At 49.0% G+C, this 19452-nt stretch carries 13 protein-coding genes; 1 reads left to right on the forward strand and 12 read right to left on the reverse strand.

The window, feature by feature from the left end; all coding sequences use genetic code 11:
* Positions 1 to 134: 134 nt before the first annotated feature.
* From ACYVJQ_RS07240 to ACYVJQ_RS07250, 3 genes are all read right to left on the reverse strand, one after another.
* Positions 135 to 1202: a COX15/CtaA family protein gene (locus ACYVJQ_RS07240; protein ID WP_460892404.1), complete on the reverse strand. Its 1068-nt coding sequence runs from the start codon at positions 1200 to 1202 to the stop codon at positions 135 to 137.
* A 541-nt stretch (positions 1203 to 1743) separates the two neighbouring features.
* A complete protein-coding gene (locus tag ACYVJQ_RS07245) occupies positions 1744 to 5832 on the reverse strand; it encodes a chemotaxis protein CheB (RefSeq protein ID WP_460892405.1) in 4089 nt (1362 codons plus the stop codon).
* 49 nt (positions 5833 to 5881) lie between these two features.
* On the reverse strand, positions 5882 to 7438 hold the full coding sequence (locus tag ACYVJQ_RS07250; protein WP_460892406.1) for a GAF domain-containing protein: 1557 nt from the start codon (positions 7436 to 7438) through the stop codon (positions 5882 to 5884).
* 539 nt (positions 7439 to 7977) lie between these two features.
* On the opposite strand from ACYVJQ_RS07250, the gene aspA reads away from it, so the two are divergent.
* The gene (aspA, locus tag ACYVJQ_RS07255) at positions 7978 to 9390 is read left to right on the forward strand and encodes an aspartate ammonia-lyase (RefSeq protein ID WP_460892407.1); all 1413 of its coding nucleotides are present in this window, start codon (positions 7978 to 7980) and stop codon (positions 9388 to 9390) included.
* Positions 9391 to 9835: 445 nt separating this feature from the next.
* Here aspA and ACYVJQ_RS07260 read toward each other — a convergent pair whose 3' ends face one another.
* The 9 genes from ACYVJQ_RS07260 to ACYVJQ_RS07300 all read right to left on the reverse strand — a co-directional run bounded on the left by ACYVJQ_RS07260 (position 9836) and on the right by ACYVJQ_RS07300 (position 19330).
* Entirely contained in the window at positions 9836 to 10309 is a 474-nt protein-coding gene (locus tag ACYVJQ_RS07260; RefSeq protein WP_460892408.1) for a hypothetical protein, read from the reverse strand.
* A gap of 272 nt (positions 10310 to 10581) precedes the next feature.
* The gene (locus ACYVJQ_RS07265; protein ID WP_460892409.1) at positions 10582 to 11799 is read right to left on the reverse strand and encodes a DUF3570 domain-containing protein; all 1218 of its coding nucleotides are present in this window, start codon (positions 11797 to 11799) and stop codon (positions 10582 to 10584) included.
* A 9-nt stretch (positions 11800 to 11808) separates the two neighbouring features.
* Positions 11809 to 12033 (reverse strand): DUF4266 domain-containing protein, encoded by a 225-nt coding sequence (locus tag ACYVJQ_RS07270; RefSeq protein ID WP_460892410.1) that lies wholly within the window; start codon positions 12031 to 12033, stop codon positions 11809 to 11811.
* On the reverse strand, positions 12030 to 12989 hold the full coding sequence (locus ACYVJQ_RS07275; protein ID WP_460892411.1) for an FAD:protein FMN transferase: 960 nt from the start codon (positions 12987 to 12989) through the stop codon (positions 12030 to 12032). Before ACYVJQ_RS07275 ends, ACYVJQ_RS07270 begins: the two co-directional genes overlap by 4 nt.
* A gap of 4 nt (positions 12990 to 12993) precedes the next feature.
* Positions 12994 to 13422 carry a thioredoxin family protein gene (locus tag ACYVJQ_RS07280; protein ID WP_460892412.1) on the reverse strand — a complete coding sequence of 143 codons (429 nt, stop codon included), beginning with the start codon at positions 13420 to 13422 and terminating at the stop codon, positions 12994 to 12996.
* A 460-nt stretch (positions 13423 to 13882) separates the two neighbouring features.
* A complete protein-coding gene (locus tag ACYVJQ_RS07285; RefSeq protein ID WP_460892413.1) occupies positions 13883 to 14698 on the reverse strand; it encodes a DUF4349 domain-containing protein in 816 nt (271 codons plus the stop codon).
* A gap of 205 nt (positions 14699 to 14903) precedes the next feature.
* Complete coding sequence (murA, locus tag ACYVJQ_RS07290) at positions 14904 to 16208, reverse strand: UDP-N-acetylglucosamine 1-carboxyvinyltransferase (protein WP_460892414.1); 1305 nt, start codon at positions 16206 to 16208, stop codon at positions 14904 to 14906.
* Positions 16209 to 16214: 6 nt separating this feature from the next.
* Positions 16215 to 16883: a DUF4290 domain-containing protein gene (locus ACYVJQ_RS07295; RefSeq protein WP_460892415.1), complete on the reverse strand. Its 669-nt coding sequence runs from the start codon at positions 16881 to 16883 to the stop codon at positions 16215 to 16217.
* A 206-nt stretch (positions 16884 to 17089) separates the two neighbouring features.
* Positions 17090 to 19330, reverse strand: coding sequence for an ATP-dependent helicase (locus tag ACYVJQ_RS07300; RefSeq protein ID WP_460892416.1), 2241 nt, complete (start codon positions 19328 to 19330; stop codon positions 17090 to 17092).
* Between the last annotated feature and the right edge of the window lie 122 nt (positions 19331 to 19452).

The following is a 19452-nucleotide window of genomic DNA, read 5'->3' on the forward strand; positions in this document are numbered from 1 at the left end:
CTGTCTTCTTTTGAAGTATAGTTATTGTATTACTAGGCATTCAGTAAAAAGGAGGAAGGCTTTTCAAGAGGGTAAATACTTTTACTTTTGAAGGTGCCTTAGGCCTGAGCCTCTTTGCCACTTTAACAAATTAGTTAGCGGTAACTTTTCTTGAAGGAGGATATTGAAAGATCTTGCTTGGGTGAGTTTTGGGTTAACCGGTGCACTAGCAAAAGTGCCACGGCAAATAACCCCACAGCTACCACTTGGTGCAAGACACCTAACACCACCGGAACCTGCCACAGCAACGTGATTACCCCTAACGCCACCTGCAATAGAACCGTCGCCAATAGAAGATTGCACAGGTTCATAATTCTGACGGAAAGGCTTATTTGCCTTGATTTGCTCCAAAGCCAGCCCACCAAAACCAGTACCACTACGGCTATCCAGCGGTGAATGAATTGCATGAAGGGGCCGTTCTCCATAAAATTCTGTAAAGTAAGCGCTTCCAGTTCGGTATTAGGGAATACCTCTCCGTTCATGAGCGGATAGGTGTTGTAGGAGAATCCGGCTTTGAGCCCGGCCACAAAGGCCCCTAAGGTTATTTGTAGAAGAATAGAACCCAGAACCAGCTTTGAGAGAAAGCGCAACTGCCTGGTATCAGGTTGGTGGGGTTGGGGAAGGGGCCGTAAATCAGTTACTGTCCAGAGAATGACTCCTATTAGCGCTAATGCCAGAAAAAGGTGGGCCGCCAGGCGGTAATGACTCACGTGTGGGTTGTCTACCAAGCCGCTTTTCACCATAATCCATCCCATCAGGCCTTGGCCCATACCCAGCAGTAGCAAAAACAGCAAGCGACGAAGCAGCCAGCCTTTCACCTGTTTTTTAGTCAGGAAATACAGAAAGGGTAAGATAAAGACCAACCCAATCACGCGGCCTAGTAGTCGGTGTAGGTATTCCCACCAGAAAATCTGCTTGAAACCTGAAAGGGTCATGTGAAAGTTGACCTTTTGAAACTCCGGGAACTGCTGGTATTTATGGAAAACCACTTGCCACTCGGCCTCATTTAAGGGCGGGATTGCCCCCGATAAGACTTTCCATTCTACCATTGACAGGCCTGAGCCGGTGAGCCTGGTGATGCCACCTATCACCACCATGGCCAAAATCAGGAAAGCCCCCACCAAAAGCCAGATTATTATTGCCCTGTTCTGTCTGTTTTCCATTGTGTCTTGAAAAATAAAGTAAATCTCTGGAAAACAAACGGACCAAAAGGTGAGCAAAGTCAGCATGAAAAATGACGAAAGTCAGTTTTTCTGGGTTTGCTGTCTGCGTGGTAAGTGTATGTTGAATAAAATGGCCTTAGGTGATAATATATGTTAAGTAGGGGTGAAGAGTTTATGAGTCTATCGTCAAAAAGCTTGAATCTTTAAACCCAGTAACTCATTAAGACCTAATGCTCGTTTACAGTAACCCTACTCGGGAAAGATTAGAGTTACTTAGGTTATTGCGATAGATACCATATAAGTCATGAGCAAAGGAGGGTAGTGTCCAAGGAAAGGAGGTAAGCGTGAAGAAGCCTATCATCCAATTCAGTTAGGGAATTGAGGTGGAGAAGGGAAAGCATAAAAAGTCAGGTGGGATGGACGCATGCCTTTTTAAGAACAATGAATTCCTTAGTAGAAAGTAAAACTCCTGTTTTGAGCCTGTTTTTCAGAAAACAGGCTCAAAACAGGAGTTGGCAAAAAGCGGGAGGGACTGATCTTCCTAATCACGTTTAAAGTAAACGCAGAAAGAGGAGCCGTGATCCAGCTCACTAGTAACCTTTATTTTGGCCCCGGCATTGTCTATGATTTTTTTCACCATGTAAAGGCCAATGCCAGATCCGTCAACGTGGTCATGGAAACGCTTGAACATGGTGAAAAGCTGTTCCTGGTGTTCTTTGCTCATCCCTAAACCATTGTCTTTCACCTCCATTACCACATAATCTCCCTCCAGGTGGCAGGTAAGGGTGATTACCGGCCGCCGGCTGGGGGAGCGGTACTTGATGGCGTTAGACAACAGATTGTAGACAATACTGCGCAAGTTCTTCTTGGAAAAGGAAATAAAGGTCTGCGGCGGAATTTGGACCTCCAGGTGGGCATCGGCTTTTCTGATGCTGCGGTCCAGGTCCAAGGTTACTTCTCTGGTTACCTCCGCTAAATCAACGGTGGTCGCCTCAGGGCTGTTTTCATTCTGGAGCTTGGTGATCTCTGTCAGGTTGCCAATGGTCCGTTTAAAGCGTTCTACGGCCCCGTCCATCATGCCCATTATAAGCTTCACACTTTCGGTTTCCACGTTTTCTTTGGGCAGCTCAATCTGCAGTTCCCGTAGAAGCGCCTCAATGTTGTGGATGGGGGCCTTCAGGTCATGCGAAGCGGTATAGACAAAGTTGTCCAGGTCCTCAATTACCCTAAGCAGGTGGCTGTTGGTATCCTGCAGTTTCTCCTGGGTATCTTTCAGGTCAGACAAATCAATGAAGGAGCCCAGCACCCGGTGAGGGATCTGATACTCATTGTGCAGAATGTAGGCGCGGTTGTAAAGAGAGGCGTAAGAGCCATCGGCGCGGGCCATCCTGAACTCGTCAACCCATTGTTCCTGCCCCTGGTTGATGGCCTCGTAAATACCCTGCTTGATGCGCTCCCGGTCCATGGGGTGCACCTTCTCAAACCAGGCATTAATACCGTTGCCCATCTGGCCGGTGCTGTAGCCCAGAATGGTCTGCAGCGTCTCACTCCACCAAAGTTCATTGGAAATCAGGTTCCAGTCCCAGACCACGTCATTGGTGGCCATAGAAACCAACCTGAAGCGCTCCTGGCTGTCGGTGAGTTCTTTGGTGCGGTCGGCCACGCGGCCTTCCAGTTGGCTGTTGAGTTTAATCAGGTCTTCTTCGGCCCTCTTGAGGTCATCATAGGCCAAGTGGATCTTTTCCTCACTGATCTTTTTCTCCGTAATATCAGCCATGGTAATGGTGAGACCATTGCCCATTTTAGCACAAGCAATCTCATACCAGGCCTTTTGGCCGTTTATGTCAAGGTATTGTTCAAGGTGGAGTGGTTGCCCGGTTTCTACCACCTGAATGAATTTCTTGAATAACCCCGTTTTTTTCAGGAACGCCATCTCAGGTTGAATGCTGGAGTATAGCAGTTGGGCCTGTGATTTGCCAATAAGCTGCTCGGCCTGCTTGTTGAGCAGGGTCCACTTAAAGTCCACAATGACCTGTTCCTCATTCCGCACGGCCTGGAAAGCCATGATGTTGTTCAGAGAACTGTTCAAGACGCCTTGCACCACGTTGCTTAGGGTCTTAAGGGTAGTGATCTCTACAAAGCTAAGCACCACCCCGTCTTTGTTGCCGTTATGCTTGAGGTAGGGGATAATGCGCATGAGAAAATACTTGCCGTCATTGGTCTCCAGTTCCACCTCTACCTCAGCCAGCGAATTGTTCACGTGCTGTATATCTTCCAGTAACCGCGAGTACCTGAAATTATGGGATAAGTGGTGAATGGGCCGGCCCAGGTCAATATCAATGATATTGATAAGATTCCGCACCGTTGGCGTAAACTTACGGATGACCAGGTGGTGGTCCAGGAACAATTGCGCAATGTTGGAGCTCCGGATATAGTTATCCAGGTCTTCATTGAGTTCCTGTAGCTCCTTGATCTTAAGTTGATGCTCAGAGTTAACCGTGTGCAGTTCTTCATTCAGAGACTGCATCTCCTCATTGGAACTTTGCAGTTCCTCATTGGAAGACATAAGCTCCTCATTGGTAGACTGCAGTTCTTCATTTGAGGTACTCAGGTCCTGTACCGTAAGGTGCAGGTTTTCCTTGGCCTCCTTTAATTCCTGCTCCAGGGCAGAGAGCTGTTGGTAATACTCGGTGTCATCTGGGGCGGCAGCGCTGGCCTCCAGGTTTTTAAGCGACGGACTGGCCTGGCCAACCTCCTGCAACAGTACCAACAGCACCTTAGGCAGATCCTTTTCAATAGCAATAGGCTTCACCGATATCTGGACCCGTACGTTTTTCTTGTTCAGGTTTACCAATACCTGGCGACTTACGGTCCTTAGGTGCTTTAAGACCTTTCTAATATCAACACTCAGGGTGACGGCCAACTCTTTGGGCACCATGTGCAGGATATTGAGCTGGAGCCGTTTTTCCGGTAACTTAAGAAAGCGGTTATAGTCACCCAGGCCGTGCAGCAACTGGTAATTTTCATCAATGAAAAGACCAGTAACCTTAAAGTCTTCGGCCAGGGCGTCTACAAACAGATTGTTGTAGCGCGACAGCTGGTTGTTTTTAAAGGAGGCGCTATTGGCCTGGGAATAGGAGCCCCCTTGCTGGGTAACACCAAAGTTCTGCTGAATGCCTTTGCTTTCCTTTATCTTCTGGAAGAGCTTCCACTTACGGTTACGCTCCGTAAAGAACACTTTAAGGTCACCTATGTGCTCACTTGGGCCCAACAGCAAAAAGCCGTTCATTTTAAGGGCATAGGGGAACACAGACAGTACTTTGGCCTGTAAGTCTGGGTTAAAGTATATGAGCATATTGCGGCAGGTGATCAGATCAATCCGGCTAAAGGGCGGATCTTTCTGCAAATCATGCTGCGCAAACACCACCAGCCGCCTTATATGGTCTTTGATGGTGTATTTATTATGGCTGAAGGTGAAAAACTGAGACAGTCTTTCTGGGGAGATATCCTTGGAGATAGAGCTGGGGTAAATGCCCTTTGACGCTTGGGTAATGGCCCGCTGGTCTACATCCGTGGCAAAGAGTTTCACCAATGGCTCACGGCCCAGTTTCTCAAAGTTCTCCCAAAAGAGCATGGCCAGGGAATAGACTTCCTCCCCGGTGCTGCAGGCCGTAGCCCATACTTTTATGGTTTCGTCTTCAGGGGTATTGTTAATGATCTCGGGAATAGTCTCTTTCTCCAGCACCTCAAATGCCTCTTCATCCCTGAAAAACTTGGTTACTCCAATCAAGAATTCCTGGCAGAGAATCTTGATCTCAGCCGGGGTCTCATGGAGGTAATTAAGGTAATCTGTGAGGCTGTAGACCTTAAGGAGGTCCATGCGCTTTTGCAGCCTCCGGTAGATGGTGGCCTGTTTGTAGTTCTTGAAATTGGTCTGGGTATGGGTACAGATCAATTCCAGAATCTCTTCTAGTACCTTCTCGTCTTTTATTTCTCCCTCACTTCGCTCCACCAATTCTTTTACCAGCGGAATCTGGCGGGTGTATTCAATGATTTCATTGGGCATGCGCTCTGGTGTGAACACATAATCTACATACCCGGTCTCAATGGCACTTTTGGGCATGCCATCAAACTTAGCCGAGGCTGGGTCCTGCACCATAACCATTCCGCCGGCCTCCTTGATCTTTTTAACGCCTTTGGTTCCATCTGTGCCGGTGCCAGACAATACTATGCCAATGGCGTAGGGACCACGGTCTTTGGCCAGGGAATCAAAAAAGACGTCAATGGCAAAGTTAGGCTCCCTGGTGCGTACTTGGTCTGTGAGATGAAGGCGCCCGTTTTTAAGGGTGAGGGCCTTGCCGCTGGGCAGTACATAAATGCAGTTAGGCTTGGTGCGCATGTTGTCTTCTGCCTCCTGCACCTGCATTTGGGTGTGCTTGGTCAGCAGTTCCGCCATCAAGCTTTTATGGTCTGGCGAAAGGTGCTGAATGATGACAAAAGAAAAGCTGGAATTGCTGGGGAAATGATCAAACAATCTGTGAATTGCCTCTAAGCCACCGGCAGACGCGCCAATGCCAATGAGGTAATGATCAGTTTTAGGAGGAGTAAACGGCTTATTCTTAGATTGCATGCGGTAAATACGGACATTCTTTAGATTTTGGCTGAAAACGGCCAGACATCTAGTATCTTTCTTTTATTATCTTTTCCAGTACAGCCGCCTTCAAAAGGTCAGCCGCCTCCAGTTCCTCTTGTTTCCAGGGAAGGGAGGTGTTTTGCACAGTCTGCTGGTAGGTGGCGAAGGAATTGCGCGGGTGGTAGGTTTTTCCGTCTGGCTCCATCTGGATGGCATTGTCAGGATTACCTCCCCAGCTTATGGTCTGCAGCACCTCGGGCCTAAAGCCCAGGATATACTCGCCCTGTTCAAAGTTGATGGGAATCACCAACAGGCCACTGGCCACGTCTTTGTAATCTTTGGCCCGTACATATTGGGCCGGCAGCGTGTCTGATGCGAAGATGCGGTCTGAATTATTTCTCTTTAGCCAGTAAAGCAATTCTTTGATCTCCTGCGGAGTGGGAACCTGCCCAGTGGTCCAGACGCCTCCTTCAAAAATAACAGCGGCCCCTGATAGGTTAAAGAGTTCCTGCAAAAGCCCGTTGTCAGACGCCAGCACCTCTGCAAAGTTAGAGGTGGTGTAGATCTGTTCCAGTAGCTTGGCGTGAATGCCCCTCAAATGCGACCGAAGCTCTATGGCCACCTCCCGCTCCTTGGCAGCCAGTTGCACCGACACTACGTTGCACAGTAACTCCATAGCTGCCCGTACTTCAAAGCTGGGGTTCTTGGGTGTTTTATTATGGCAACTGATCAGGCCCCACAAGTGGTCATCAATGATTAGCGCTACAGACATAGAGGCCTGTACTTTTAGGTTGGTAAGATACTCTAAGTGCACGGGGGCTACACTTCGCAGCCTGGAATCAGACAAATCAGTGAATTGGTGCGTGGCAGGGTTGATGACCGGCAGCAGGCGTACCGGCTGGTAATCACGGGCCGGAATTAACCGGTAAGGCGTATTGAAATACAGGTCACGGGCCTGCTTGGGCACGTCAGAGGCCGGGAACCGGAGGTCCATGTAATCATCCATGTCCTCTTCCTTGCTTTGGCCAATCACAATGCCGTTCCAATTAGGGTCAAATTGGTAGGCCAAAACCCTGTCAAAACCGGTAAGCCTTTTAATCTCCTCGGTGACGATCTGGGCAATTTCCTGGGTGCTCCTTGATTGCTTAAAGAGCGAGGTGATGTGCTTGATTTCCTGGTAAAGGGCCATAAACGAATCATGGCCTACGGGTTGCACGTTTTCCTCCAGCTCCAGCAGGATATATTCCGGCTTTTGGTACACCTGGCCAATAAAGTGAATCTCTTTGGAGGCTCCTTTTAAGGTCAGGTGAAAAGGTATTTTATTGCGGCTGTTTTGGGTTTCAAATTTGGCTTGCAGCACCTCAAACTGGCCAGGGACCAGGTAGTCTGCAATGGGGTTGCCAAGAATCTCATTAACGGGAATACCAAGAAACTGCTCCAGATTCTCACTTACCTGCACCAGGCGCAGGCTTTGCTTTTCCAAGACCAGCAACAGCCCGTGCGGCTGAATCAAATTGACCAGGTGCAAAGGAATGCTTCCGCAAAGCGCAGAGTCATAGTTCTTCTCAATATTTACGCCAAGGGAGGCTTTTTTACTTTCCATAGTGGGGTAGGGCAACAGGGCACGCATTCAACAGGGGCTACCTAAACCTAAACAGCCCATTTATAATTTTGTTGGCAGAGCCCTTAGTTGGTTTCCCCGCTTTAAGCTCTTCATCTTACTGGCTATCTTATAGAAGGTAACGGGCAAAATAATAAACAATGTACAATGATATGTTAAATTAAGCAAGTTGGCAGGGAGGAGCAGCTGCCTGCCATCCACACATGCCCACTTCCAAAATCTACTCATGCCTTGCCGGCAAACGCCTGATTAGCGATCACTTATCTGGCAAGGTAAGTGATTGCTATTCCTTAAATACCTTAACCTTCCCTCTTTAAAGAAAAGTATTTGTACAAGGGAAGCTGTGCGTCTTACGCCCCGGTAGCCCACAAGTTTCTGGTTTAGGGCTGTTTTCAGAAAAACGGGCTTAAAACGGCCTGCCGGTATTACGGCAGGCCTTTGCCTGCACCCTAAAACAGGCTACAAAACAAAGTGTGCTAAAAACCGGTATCTATGGCTGTATTCACCAATGGCAATGTGGCATGGACGCACCGTTTAGAATTGAACATGATTTTCTGGGTGAAAAAGAGATCCCCAACACTGTGTATTATGGCGTGCAGACGCTAAGGGCCTTAGAGAACTTCAATATCACAGGCATCACCAACGCCTCTGAGCCCCTCTTTATCCAGGCGTTTGCCTACGTGAAGAAAGCGGCGGCCATGGCCAACTGTGACCTGGGAGTCCTGGACCCTAAGTTAGCTGACGCCATCATGTTCGCCTGTGATGAGCTCATAGCTGGCAAGTACCATGACCAGTTTGTAACTGATTTGATCCAGGGTGGGGCCGGTACTTCTGTGAACATGAATGCCAATGAGGTGATTGCCAATATTGGCCTGGAATACCTGGGTCACCAAAAAGGGGAATATGATATTCTGCACCCCAATAACCACGTCAACTTCTCCCAGTCTACCAATGATACGTACCCTACGGCCTTGATGCTGGCCATCCATTTAAAGCTGGATGCCTACCTCAAAGCCCTCGCAGATCTACGCAAGGCCTTCCTGAGAAAATCAAAGGAGTTTGACCGGGTTTTAAAAATGGGGCGCACCCAACTGCAGGATGCCGTTCCGATGACCCTGGGCCAGGAGTTCCATGCCTTTGCCACCACCGTAAATGATGATGTGCTGCGGCTGCGCGAGGCCCAGCGGAAATTAACCGAGTGTAATATGGGTGCCACGGCCATTGGTACCAGCATCAACGCCCCGGCCGGTTACCCAGCGCTTTGTACCCGTTACCTGGCAGAGATCACCGGCTTCCCGATGGTGTTGGCCCCCGATCTGGTGGAGGCCACCTCAGACATGGGTACTTACCTGCATGTGTCTGCCATGTTGAAACGGAGCGCGGTTAAAATCTCCAAGATCTGTAATGACCTGCGGTTGCTGGCCTCAGGGCCCAGGGCAGGCTTGAACGAGATAAAATTGCCGCCCATGCAACCGGGTTCCTCCATAATGCCCGGCAAGGTGAACCCGGTTATTCCGGAGGTAGTGAACCAGACGGCTTTTTACGTGATAGGCGCCGACGTGACAATCTCCATGGCCGCCGAGGCCGGGCAGTTGCAGCTGAATGTGATGGAACCGGTTATTGCCTTTAGCCTATTCACCTCTCTCAACTACATGACCCGGGCGGTAAATACCCTTAGGGTAAAATGCGTAGACGGAATTACCGCCAATGTAGAAACCTGCAAAGAAATGGTTATGCACAGCGTTGGCATTGTGACGGCCTTAAACCCCATTCTAGGATATGAAACCTGTGCTAGCATTGCCAAGGAAGCATTGGCCACCGGTAAATCCATCCACCAGATAGTAGTGCAAGAGCGCCGCCTGTTGGACCAGCAGAAGTGGGATGAAATTTATTCCTTTGAGAATATGATCCACCCGGTGTTCATTAACAGGTAAGGCCGTTTTTGCGTTTTGAGCCTGTTTTGGACAAAACAGGCTCAAAACGCAAAAGATTAATACATGCAACAGAGAGACTTAAGGGAATCTGGCAGGCAGCTCAAGGCTTTTTTGTTGAAGGGAAAAGCCAAAAGTGCGGGGAGGAATGAATACCATCCTGGAAACTAAAAAGCAGCATTTTGCCTTATGAGAGAACACCGTACTTCTGGTCTCTACCCAAAATAAATGTCAGTACTGGAACACTCTCTTTTTGAAAAGCTTCCCCCCTGGAACCAGGCCGAGATTCTGGCGCAAAAGGGGAGAGAATTAGCGCAACGGCAACACCTGGATTGGCCATTACCCTGTTCTCTTTAGATAACCGTTTGGTAGAGGTGTGGTCCAGACAAGAGCTTAAGATCATCAGTTCCTTTAAAGCTACCGCCCTTCCCCTGGCTATTTATGAGCCTTATCTTAAGGCTATTGAAGTACCTGAAGCCTGAGCCAGTAGTTGAGATTGGCGGCTCTGCTCCATAATCCATTCCTGGGCATCTTCCTGGCTTAAAAAGATGTGGGTTTCCAGTTTTTCCTGCAGTTCTGGCATTTTTTGCACCAGATCACTAATGCGGTAAATATCCATCATGTCATAACTGGCGGGACTAACCACGTACGCAATGGTGAATTTGTCATCCCGGGCCAGAAGAGGGTACACTTGCTGGGCCAGAAAGTTCTGGGAAGAGATGTCCAGGTACAGGATTTTACGGCTGTCTGAAATCAGAAACCGAACCTGATAGTCCTCCAACAATTTAGGCAGTTGTTCTACCGTAGATTTAAACTCACTGTTATCTGGATGTTTAAGCCAGACAAGACTGAGGTATTGATTCGCCCGTGAAACCTCAATAATGACCAGGTCATTCTCTAGGAGCGTAGTGAGCTGAAACATAAAAAAATAAAGAGCCTGGTTAAGGCAAATAAGTAAAAATCAAACCAATTTCTTACTTCTGGATTAGGGTAAATCTTTGGTAATGTGCAAAGATCGCAGGTTATGAAGGATTTAAAAAATAAACAACGAAGTATCTTAAATTTGATGATGTTTTAGGATTAAAACAATGTTAATCTAAAATGATAGAATTCTTAGTCCTATCCCTTTCTTAAAAAAATGAGGCTGGCTTTTCTTCTAGGAGAGCCAGCCTCATTTTTTTAAAGCCTTTGAGTCTATTTAATGGTAGCTGCCAGGGTGAGTGCGTCTGAAACCAACCCGGTGCTTCGGTTATAGTGGCCGTAGCGTAATTCAAGGGTATTCAATTTGCTGATATGGAATATACCGGAGGCAGAATTAAACCTCACGTTAACGCCAAACAAATGGCTGCTGAATTCAGAGAGGTCATAGTCACTGGTATAGAATTCCTCCTGGGCGGTATGCTCCCGGTACGGGGCAAAATAGTCAGCGGCAGTTTGGGTGTAAAACCGGTAAAAGGGACTGACAGACAGAAAAGGGGTGACTTTATAAGGGACTTCCAGTTCTGCGGTATGGGCCGAAATGCCCCAGTCATCTTGGTAAAACCGGTAAAAAGACCTTAGCAGAATACGGTCTGTGGCAAAGAAATTGAACCGGGCCCCAATAGGAAGCTTTGACCGGCTGTCTGGCAGCTTCTCTACATGTACAGAGTTGTCTTGAAAGTAAACGCGCTGGTACGGAGTGGCTAACTGACCCGTTTGGTGGGCCAGGTCCAGGATAAAGGCTACCTGCATGCGCTGGTTAATAACCTGGGCTAAGGTAAAGGAGCCGTTGTAAGAGTTCCGCGGATTGGTGCCATGCGCATCTGGGTTGTCAATACGGCCGGAAGGGGTTTCCAGGGTGCGCAACTCTATAGGATAAATCATGCTCCAACTATCCAGAAAGGCACTTAACCCTATCCCAAATTCCCGGTTACGGTCTTTAGAGTACCGGGTATAGTTGACATTCACTCCCTTTGAAAAGTAATCATATTCAGTAGACACCGAAATACCTGCCCCCACAGCGTAATTCCTGTCGTCATCTTGCATGGTCCAGTTCAGAGAGGGATAAATGCGGTTGTCTGCCGCTGAGGCGGAAGAGATGGTGGTAGGGTCAATGAGATCTGAGGAGGCAGAAGAGTAATGGTCAAAGCCCAGCTCAAACCGAAAGGAGTGCAACCGGTTCCGGAAATCCCCTTTGGTCATGGTGATGTCAAAGGTGGTAGCAATGTCAGTGAGTTCTTCAGTGCCAATACCGCCGGTTACCGCAGAATGGTTACCGTCTTGGGAATAATAGCTGGTGACAAAGTTGATTTCCTCCGTTTTGAGTTTCCGGCTCCTAAAAATGGTGCTGTCAGGCGCTGATGGGGCGGTTTGCGCAAAGGAACTGAGAATGGAAAGGAAGAAGAACGAGGCGGACAGATAGATCTTTTGCATGGGTCAGGGTTAGTTACAGCCGCAGCCACCGCCGGTTTTGCCACCGTTCGCCCCAGAGGCCCCCTCACGGTACAGCAGGAAGTTCATCTCGGTTTTCTGCACCTTTCGGGCTGCCAGGCCCATTTCAGCGTCATTCAGGTACATCTTGTTGTATTCCTTTACGCTCTGGCATGAATAAATGCTCCCTGCTGCTAAAAGCAGAAGCCCTACCATGGCCTTTTTTTTGAAGATCATCTGTTTAACCGTATGTTATGAGAACAATGAACGTGGTTATAGTCATCCACCAGAATGCAGGCAATGTCTCTCATTTGATTGATGAGTTCCAGGCCTACTTTCACCCCCATCACCATGACGGGGGTGGCCATGGCGTCTGCCAATTCAGCATTGGGGCAGATGATGGTCACGCTCTTTATTCCTGTAACGGGTAACCCGGTTTTTGGATTAATGGTGTGGCTATATTTTTTACCGTCAATGACCACGTACTTTTCATAGTTGCCTGAGGTGGCCACGGCCATGTCTGAGATATTGATCTGGGAGAAGGGTGTTTGCTTGGCGTTGGGGTCGGCAATGCCAATGGTCCAGGGCTGACCGTTGGGTTGGGAGCCCCAGGCGCTCAGGTCACCGGCGGCGTTGACAATACCGCTTTTCACCCCCATATGCTTTAACACGGCTTTGGCCCGCTCAGCGGCATAACCTTTGCCAATACCGCCAAAGCCTATGCGCATGCCAGGGTATTTCAGGAAAACGCTTTTCTCTTTGGGATTAAGCAATATGTTCTTGTAATTGACCAGGCGTACCGAAGCTTTCGCTACTTCAACAGAAGGCAAAGCTGTCATATGTTGGTCAAAGTTCCAAAGGCTCTTGTCTACGCCACCGTAGGTGATGTCAAAGGCGCCCTGGGTCAATTCTGAGATGCGGAGCGACCGGTAAATGAGGTCGTAGACTTCGGGGGAGGGGATGACCGGGGCAAGGCCGGCCATGGCGTTAATGTGATTGGTCTCGCTGGTATCTGCGAAAGTAGTGAGTAGCGCCTCAATGCGCTGGATTTCAGCTATGGCTGCGTCCAGGGCCGTGTTAGCTTCTCCTTCAGAGGCGCCTTGCACGGTCAATTCAAAACGATTGCCCATCAGCTTCTGCACCCGCCGATATAAGCGGTTGGTCAGCTCCTGATGGGCAATGGCTGGTGTCACGTATTTATTTTATGGTTTGTAGCTGGGCAATAAAGCCTTGGGCTTCCTTGGCCGGAATGCCTTCCCAGCGCTTCACAACCTTACCATTTTCATCCAAAAGAATGGTTAGCGGGAAAACACCGGTTTTGTTGTACTGTTCGGCTAGTTTCTCATTCAGGCTTTTTTGCTTGGGGTCCAGCTGGTGCTTTTTCTGTCTCGGGAAATCAGCGTTCACTAGCACCAGGTTCTGGGCCGCATATTCCTGAAAAGTAGGATTCTCAAAAATCTCCTTTTCCATTTTGATGCAGGGCCCGCACCAATCTGAACCAGAGAAGTTCACCAGAATGTATTTATGGTTTTCCTTAGAAAGCTTTTTGGCCTGCTCCAAATCTTTCACCCAAGCCGGAGGCCCAAAAGTAAACAAACCACTGAAAATTAAAACAAGTAGGTTCATAGTTTTAAATTTAAGATAAGGTATAAAAAGATTTGGACTGATGGCAAGGTTTGTCAGGCCGCTGCTACTTTACAGACAATTCTACCAATTCTCTAGTTCCAGGGCTGCCTAACTGCTAATGACAATACCGTGCCAAAACCCAAAGAGAGAAAAAGTATAGAGGAGTATATCTAATTGATACTAAACGATTTGATTTGAATCTAGGTCCGCAAGTTTTTCAAATAGACCGCATTCGCCACTGTAAATTTGAAATTGGACCAATTCCAGTTATCTAGACCTCAATACTTGATTCTGAACGAAAGGAAAATGGTTGTTAGAGGCTCACCGTTAGGAGGGTTGTCAGCAAAAGGAGAGAGGGTAAGCCTGGGAGTTGAGATGGTAAAGGAAGACGGCTTTTCCTTTGAAATTTCCTTTTCTGTTTTAAGCCTGTTTTACCAAAAACAGGCTTAAAACAGAAAAGCTACACTAAGCCTTTTTTGCGCAAGGCCCAGAAGCCACCCATAAGCACCCAAGCCGGCCATAGGTAACACAAGCCCACCACCAGGGTGAGAAACAACTCCCAGCCCGTCCCGAAGGCATTGTAAAGGCGGGTACTCAGGCCAATGCGCTCCGTGAAGCTCATGGGCACCAATTGGTAAATACTCAGCCTGATGGTACTGTACGAGGTCTGGTCTTGGAGATAGCGCATTCTGGCCTCTGCACTTTCAATCTCCTCTCTTACCGCCTGAATCTGTTGCTCTACTTCAAAGATTTCTTTGAGGTTCTTGGCCTGAGCCAATAAGGCCAGATATCGTTCCTCTACTTTCCGTTTAGCCTGAATTCTAGCCTGTACATCAACGTACTCAAGTCCCACGTCATCTGAGGTAAGGTTACTGTAATCTAGTTTTACACTTTCCTTTTGCAACTGGTCCAGCAAGCGGGAGAATTGGGCCGGCCTTACCCGTATCACAAAATCGGTTTGCTGTTCGTCGCCGCTACTGGTTTGGCTGGTATTGGTTAACAACGCATCTGTCTGGCGAACGGCCTGCTCAATGCGTTGGGTGCTGCCCTGCAGGTCCTTTACTTTAAACCTCACTTCGGCATTCTTGATGAGCAAGGAAGCGGGCGCTTTTGCTGGATCCTGCTTTTCATTGGTTTCAGGCGAGGCAGAAGCCTCAGCGGTGGCCATCTCCATGTCTTTTGAAAGAGAAGGATTTTGGGAGGATTCACAGCCGTTGAGCACTAAAGTTGTGCAGCAGGCCAGCAAAACAAAATAGTGATTGAATGAAGTTTTCATAGGCAGGTAGGTTTGCCCTTAATCCCCTCAGGTACAGAAAGTAACCCGCCCAGCTGCCAACAATAAACACAGGTGTAAACTCGTTTCGAGCCTGTTTTTTCCAAATCAGGCCCGAACCAGAATTGACTGTTTAGACATAAAAAGAGGGAGCCTGACAGGGCTCCCTCTTTAGAAATTTATGGTCAGGCTTGCGCCAGCCTATGTTTTACAGACGCGTGATTTGCGCACCCAAAGCGTTCAGGCGGCCGTCAATGTTCTGGTACCCGCGGTCAATCTGCTCAATGTTGTGGATCACGCTGCGGCCTTCGGCAGAAAGCGCGGCAATCAGCAACGCCACCCCAGCCCTGATGTCAGGAGAGGTCATGGAGATACCGCGTAACGGCACCTGCTTGTTCTGGCCAATTACGGTAGCGCGGTGCGGGTCACAAAGGATGATCTGAGCACCCATGTCAATGAGCTTGTCCACGAAGAACAAACGGCTCTCAAACATCTTCTGGTGAATGAGCACGGTACCTTTGGCTTGGGTAGCCACCACCAGGGCAATGCTCAGCAAATCTGGGGTGAAACCAGGCCAGGTGTGGTCAGAAACAGTTAAGATACTACCGTCAATGTACGTGTCAATTTCATAGGAATCCTGGGCTGGGATGAAAATATCGTCCCCGTGGAATTCCATGTTGATGCCTAACCTGCGGAAGGTATCTGGGATTAAGCCCAACTCTCTGATCTGCGCGTTTTTGATGGTGATCTCAGAACCCGTCATTCCGGCCAGGCCGATAAAAGACCCAATCTCAATCATATCTGGCAGCATGCGGTGCTCGGTACCACCCAGGCTTTCCACGCCTTCAATGATAAGTAGGTTAGAGCCAATGCCGCTGATCTTGGCACCCATGCGGTTCAGCATCTTGCAAAGTTGTTGCAGGTAAGGCTCACAGGCGGCGTTGTAGATGGTAGTAATGCCTTCGGCCAGCACGGCAGCCATTACAATATTGGCCGTACCCGTTACAGAGGCCTCATCCAGCAGCATATACGTGCCTTTCAGGTTTTTGCCTTCCAGGTGGTAGAAGCTGTCATTGGCGTCATAGGTGAACTTGGCACCCAGTTTCTCAAAGGCCAGAAAATGCGTATCCAGTCTTCTGCGACCAATTTTGTCTCCGCCGGGTTTAGGCAATTTTGCCACCCCAAAACGAGCCAGCATAGGACCCAGAATCATCACAGAGCCTCTAATGGCACGAGCCTGCTCAATGAACTTGTCTGTGGTGAGGTAGTCTAGGTTGACGTTCTCTGCCTTGAAAACATAGGTGTCCGGAGCAGTCTGCTCCACGTCTACGCCCATGTCCCGTAACAGCTCTATCAGCTTGTTGACGTCCCTGATGTTGGGGATATTGGAAATAACTACTGGCTCTGCCGTGAGCAGAACCGCGCAAAGAATCTGTAATGCCTCGTTCTTCGCCCCCTGGGGGGTAATTTCGCCGTGTAAAGTACGGCCGCCTATTACTTCAAAAGACGCCATGCGTTCTTATTTATTCTTACTTCGGTTTTGATTCTGATTCTTGTTGCTCTTGTACTTCTGCTCCCTAGGGTCCCGTTGTTCCCGCTGAAAGGTGTTGTTGGGGCCTTGCTGGGTTTTGATGTTGCTTTCAAACAAACCGCCTTTTTCCACCAGGGCCAGGTCAAGATCCAGCTCCCCTTTAGATAAGTCACGCAGGTTTTCCATGATCACCTGGTCAGAGACGCTGTCTTTGTTGTAGGTGCGGTAAAGCACTTTCATAAGCTTGCCCACCGAGATAATGGCGGCTTCGCGCTCCTGCGGATCATTGATCTGCTTGGCCTTCTCAATCAGGCGCTCCAGGTTAGAGCCGTAGTGTTTGTATTTGGGGGTCTGGCTAGGGTAGTCTACGCGCTGGGGCTTCTCATTGAGGTACTCCATGGCGCTAAGGGTATAAGGCGCATCCACGTCCAGCTTACCGTCAGACATAACATATAAGTGGTTCCAAAGGGTTTGCTGAGCATCCTGGATGTCTTTCACGTTGGGGTTTAGCCTTCCCATCAGGTTCACCAGCAGCTGGGCCAATTGGGTGCGTTTGGTACGATCCTCCACTGTAAGAATGTACTGCACAATGTTTTGCACGTTGCGGCCGTACTCCCGCAGCAATAGCTCTTGTTTAAAAGTGGAACTGGCTACCATTTAGTTAGGTGTTTTGCAAGGTCAAAAATAGGGAAAATTAGTTGTTTGTTGTTAGTTGTTCGTTTTTAGGAGGAAATTAAAGAGAGTGTCTTTAAACCAAAAGGTGAGAGGCTTCTGATTGTTTTGGGCCTGTTTTTGAGAAAACAGGCCCAAAACGGAATATCATATTTATCAGAATCTAATAACTAACAACTAATCGCCGACAACTAAGAAGCGTGTATTTTCAGTTTGGCGAAGCTCAGGAGCAGGGTTTTCTCGCCCACACCTTCAAAATCAATGATGGCCTTGGTAGAGTTGCCCTGGGTGTCCATCTTGGCCACCACGCCAAACCCGAATTTAGGGTGCTCTACGCGCATACCCGCCTGTAGGTTAGACGTGTCACTAGGCGTAAAGTCAGCAGATGGGGTGTAGGACGGGGCCGCGGCGGGTTTGCGGGCCGGGGTGATCAATTGCGCCGCCGGTGTTTTGCGCTGCAGCACTTTCTCAAACGGACCGCGCTCGTCCCCGAACTTGAAGTTCAGGTACGTGGGGTCAATTTCATCTATGAACCGGCTTTTCTCGGCGGCCCGCAGGTTGCCCCACTGGTAGCGGCTGGTGGCGTAGGAGAGGGTCAGCTTCTTTTCGGCGCGGGTTATGGCTACATAGAACAGACGGCGCTCCTCCTCCAGATCAGCGCGGCTTTGCAGCATCATCTGGCTGGGGAACAGGTTCTCTTCCATACCCACAATGTACACGTTCCTAAACTCCAGACCCTTAGCCGAGTGAATGGTCATCATGGTCACGTACTCGCCTTCCTCTTCCTTCTTGGTATCAGAGTCGGTGAGCAAGGCAATGTCCTGCAGGAACAGGGCCAGTGAGTTGTCTTCCTTCTCCGGGTCATCCACAAACTCCTTGATGGCGTTCAGCAATTCCTGGATGTTCTCATAGCGCGCCAAGCCTTCCACAGACTTATCTGAGTAAAGGTCATCTACCAGACCTGAGTGCTTGGCAATGTAGGTAGCGGCCTCAAAAGCGTCCTTCTGCTCGGCCATCACGGCAAAGCTCTTGATCTTGGTAGCGAAGTCCTGAATAGCTACCCCGGCGCGGCCGCCCACCAATTGGTTGGCGTTGCTCACCACCTCCCAAATGGAGTGGTTCATCTCATTGGCCGTAACAATGAGTTTCTCAATGGTGGTGTCCCCAATGCCGCGCTTGGGGTAATTGATCACGCGGCGTAGGGCCTGTTCGTCATTGTGGTTGATGGCCAGGCGCAGGTAAGAAATTAAGTCTTTGATCTCCTTGCGTTGGTAGAAAGACAAGCCGCCCACAATGCGGTACTTGATGTTCATCTTGCGCAGGGCCTCTTCCATCGCCCGTGACTGGGCGTTGGTACGGTACAGGATGGCAAAGTCCTCATAGGAGAGGTGGTGGTTCATCTTTTCCTCAAAGATAGCGTGCGCCACCAGCTTGCCTTCCTCATTGTCTGAACTGGCCTTGATCACGTCAATGAGCTGGCCCTCCTCGTTTTCTGAGAATACGCTCTTGCGCAGCTGCGCCTTGTTGTTCTTGATCACAGAGTTGGCCGCCTTCACAATGTGTTGGGTAGAGCGATAGTTCTGCTCTAACTTAAACACCTCCAGCTCTGGATAATCCTTCTCAAAGTTGAGGATGTTACTGATATCGGCGCCCCTAAAGGCGTAGATACTCTGGGCATCATCCCCCACCACGCAGATATTGCGGTCCTTAGCTGATAGTTTTCTGGTGATCAGGTACTGGGAGTAGTTAGTATCCTGGTACTCATCCACCATGGCGTACTTGAAGATGTGCTGGTATTTGTTGAGCACGTCCAGGTGGTCTCTGAAGAGTACGTTGGTATTGAAGAGCAAGTCGTCAAAATCCATGGCGCCGGCCTTAAAGCAGCGCTCAGCGTAGGTCTTGTAAATCTGCCCTATTTTAGGTCTTAATGCGGCCTCGTCATCGGCCTGGATAGCTGGGTCCCGTAGGTACTGGGCTACGGAGATGAGTTTGTTTTTGGCCGAGGAGATCCGTCCCAATACCATGTTGGGCTTGTAGAGCTTATCGTCCAGGTTCATCTCCTTCACAATGTTCCGGATGAGCGTTTTAGAGTCATCAGAGTCATAGATGGTGAAATGGCTGGGGTAGCCTATCTTCTGGGCTTCTGAGCGAAGGATACGGGAGAAGATAGAGTGGAAGGTACCCATCCAGAGGTTCTTGGCCTCGGGGCCTACCACTTTCTCAATACGGGCCCGCATCTCCTTGGCGGCCTTGTTGGTAAAAGTAAGGGCCAGGATATTGAACGGATCTACCCCTTTGCTAAGCAAATGGGCAATGCGGTAGGTGAGCACTCTTGTTTTACCGGAACCAGCGCCGGCAATAATCATACAAGGGCCCTCAGTATTTAAAACAGCGGCTCGCTGTGACTCATTCAGAAGTTTCAGGTAATCCATGCGCTACTAATCGTTCTTTCTAAGGAAGACTACAAAATTAAGCAATTATGCCCGTATTCACAGACGGTCTCACCAGGTAAAGGAAGCCGCCCCCAGATTTGAGCTAAAATGATTTTTGGGCT

The sequence above is a fragment of the Rufibacter soli genome (assembly GCF_054781795.1).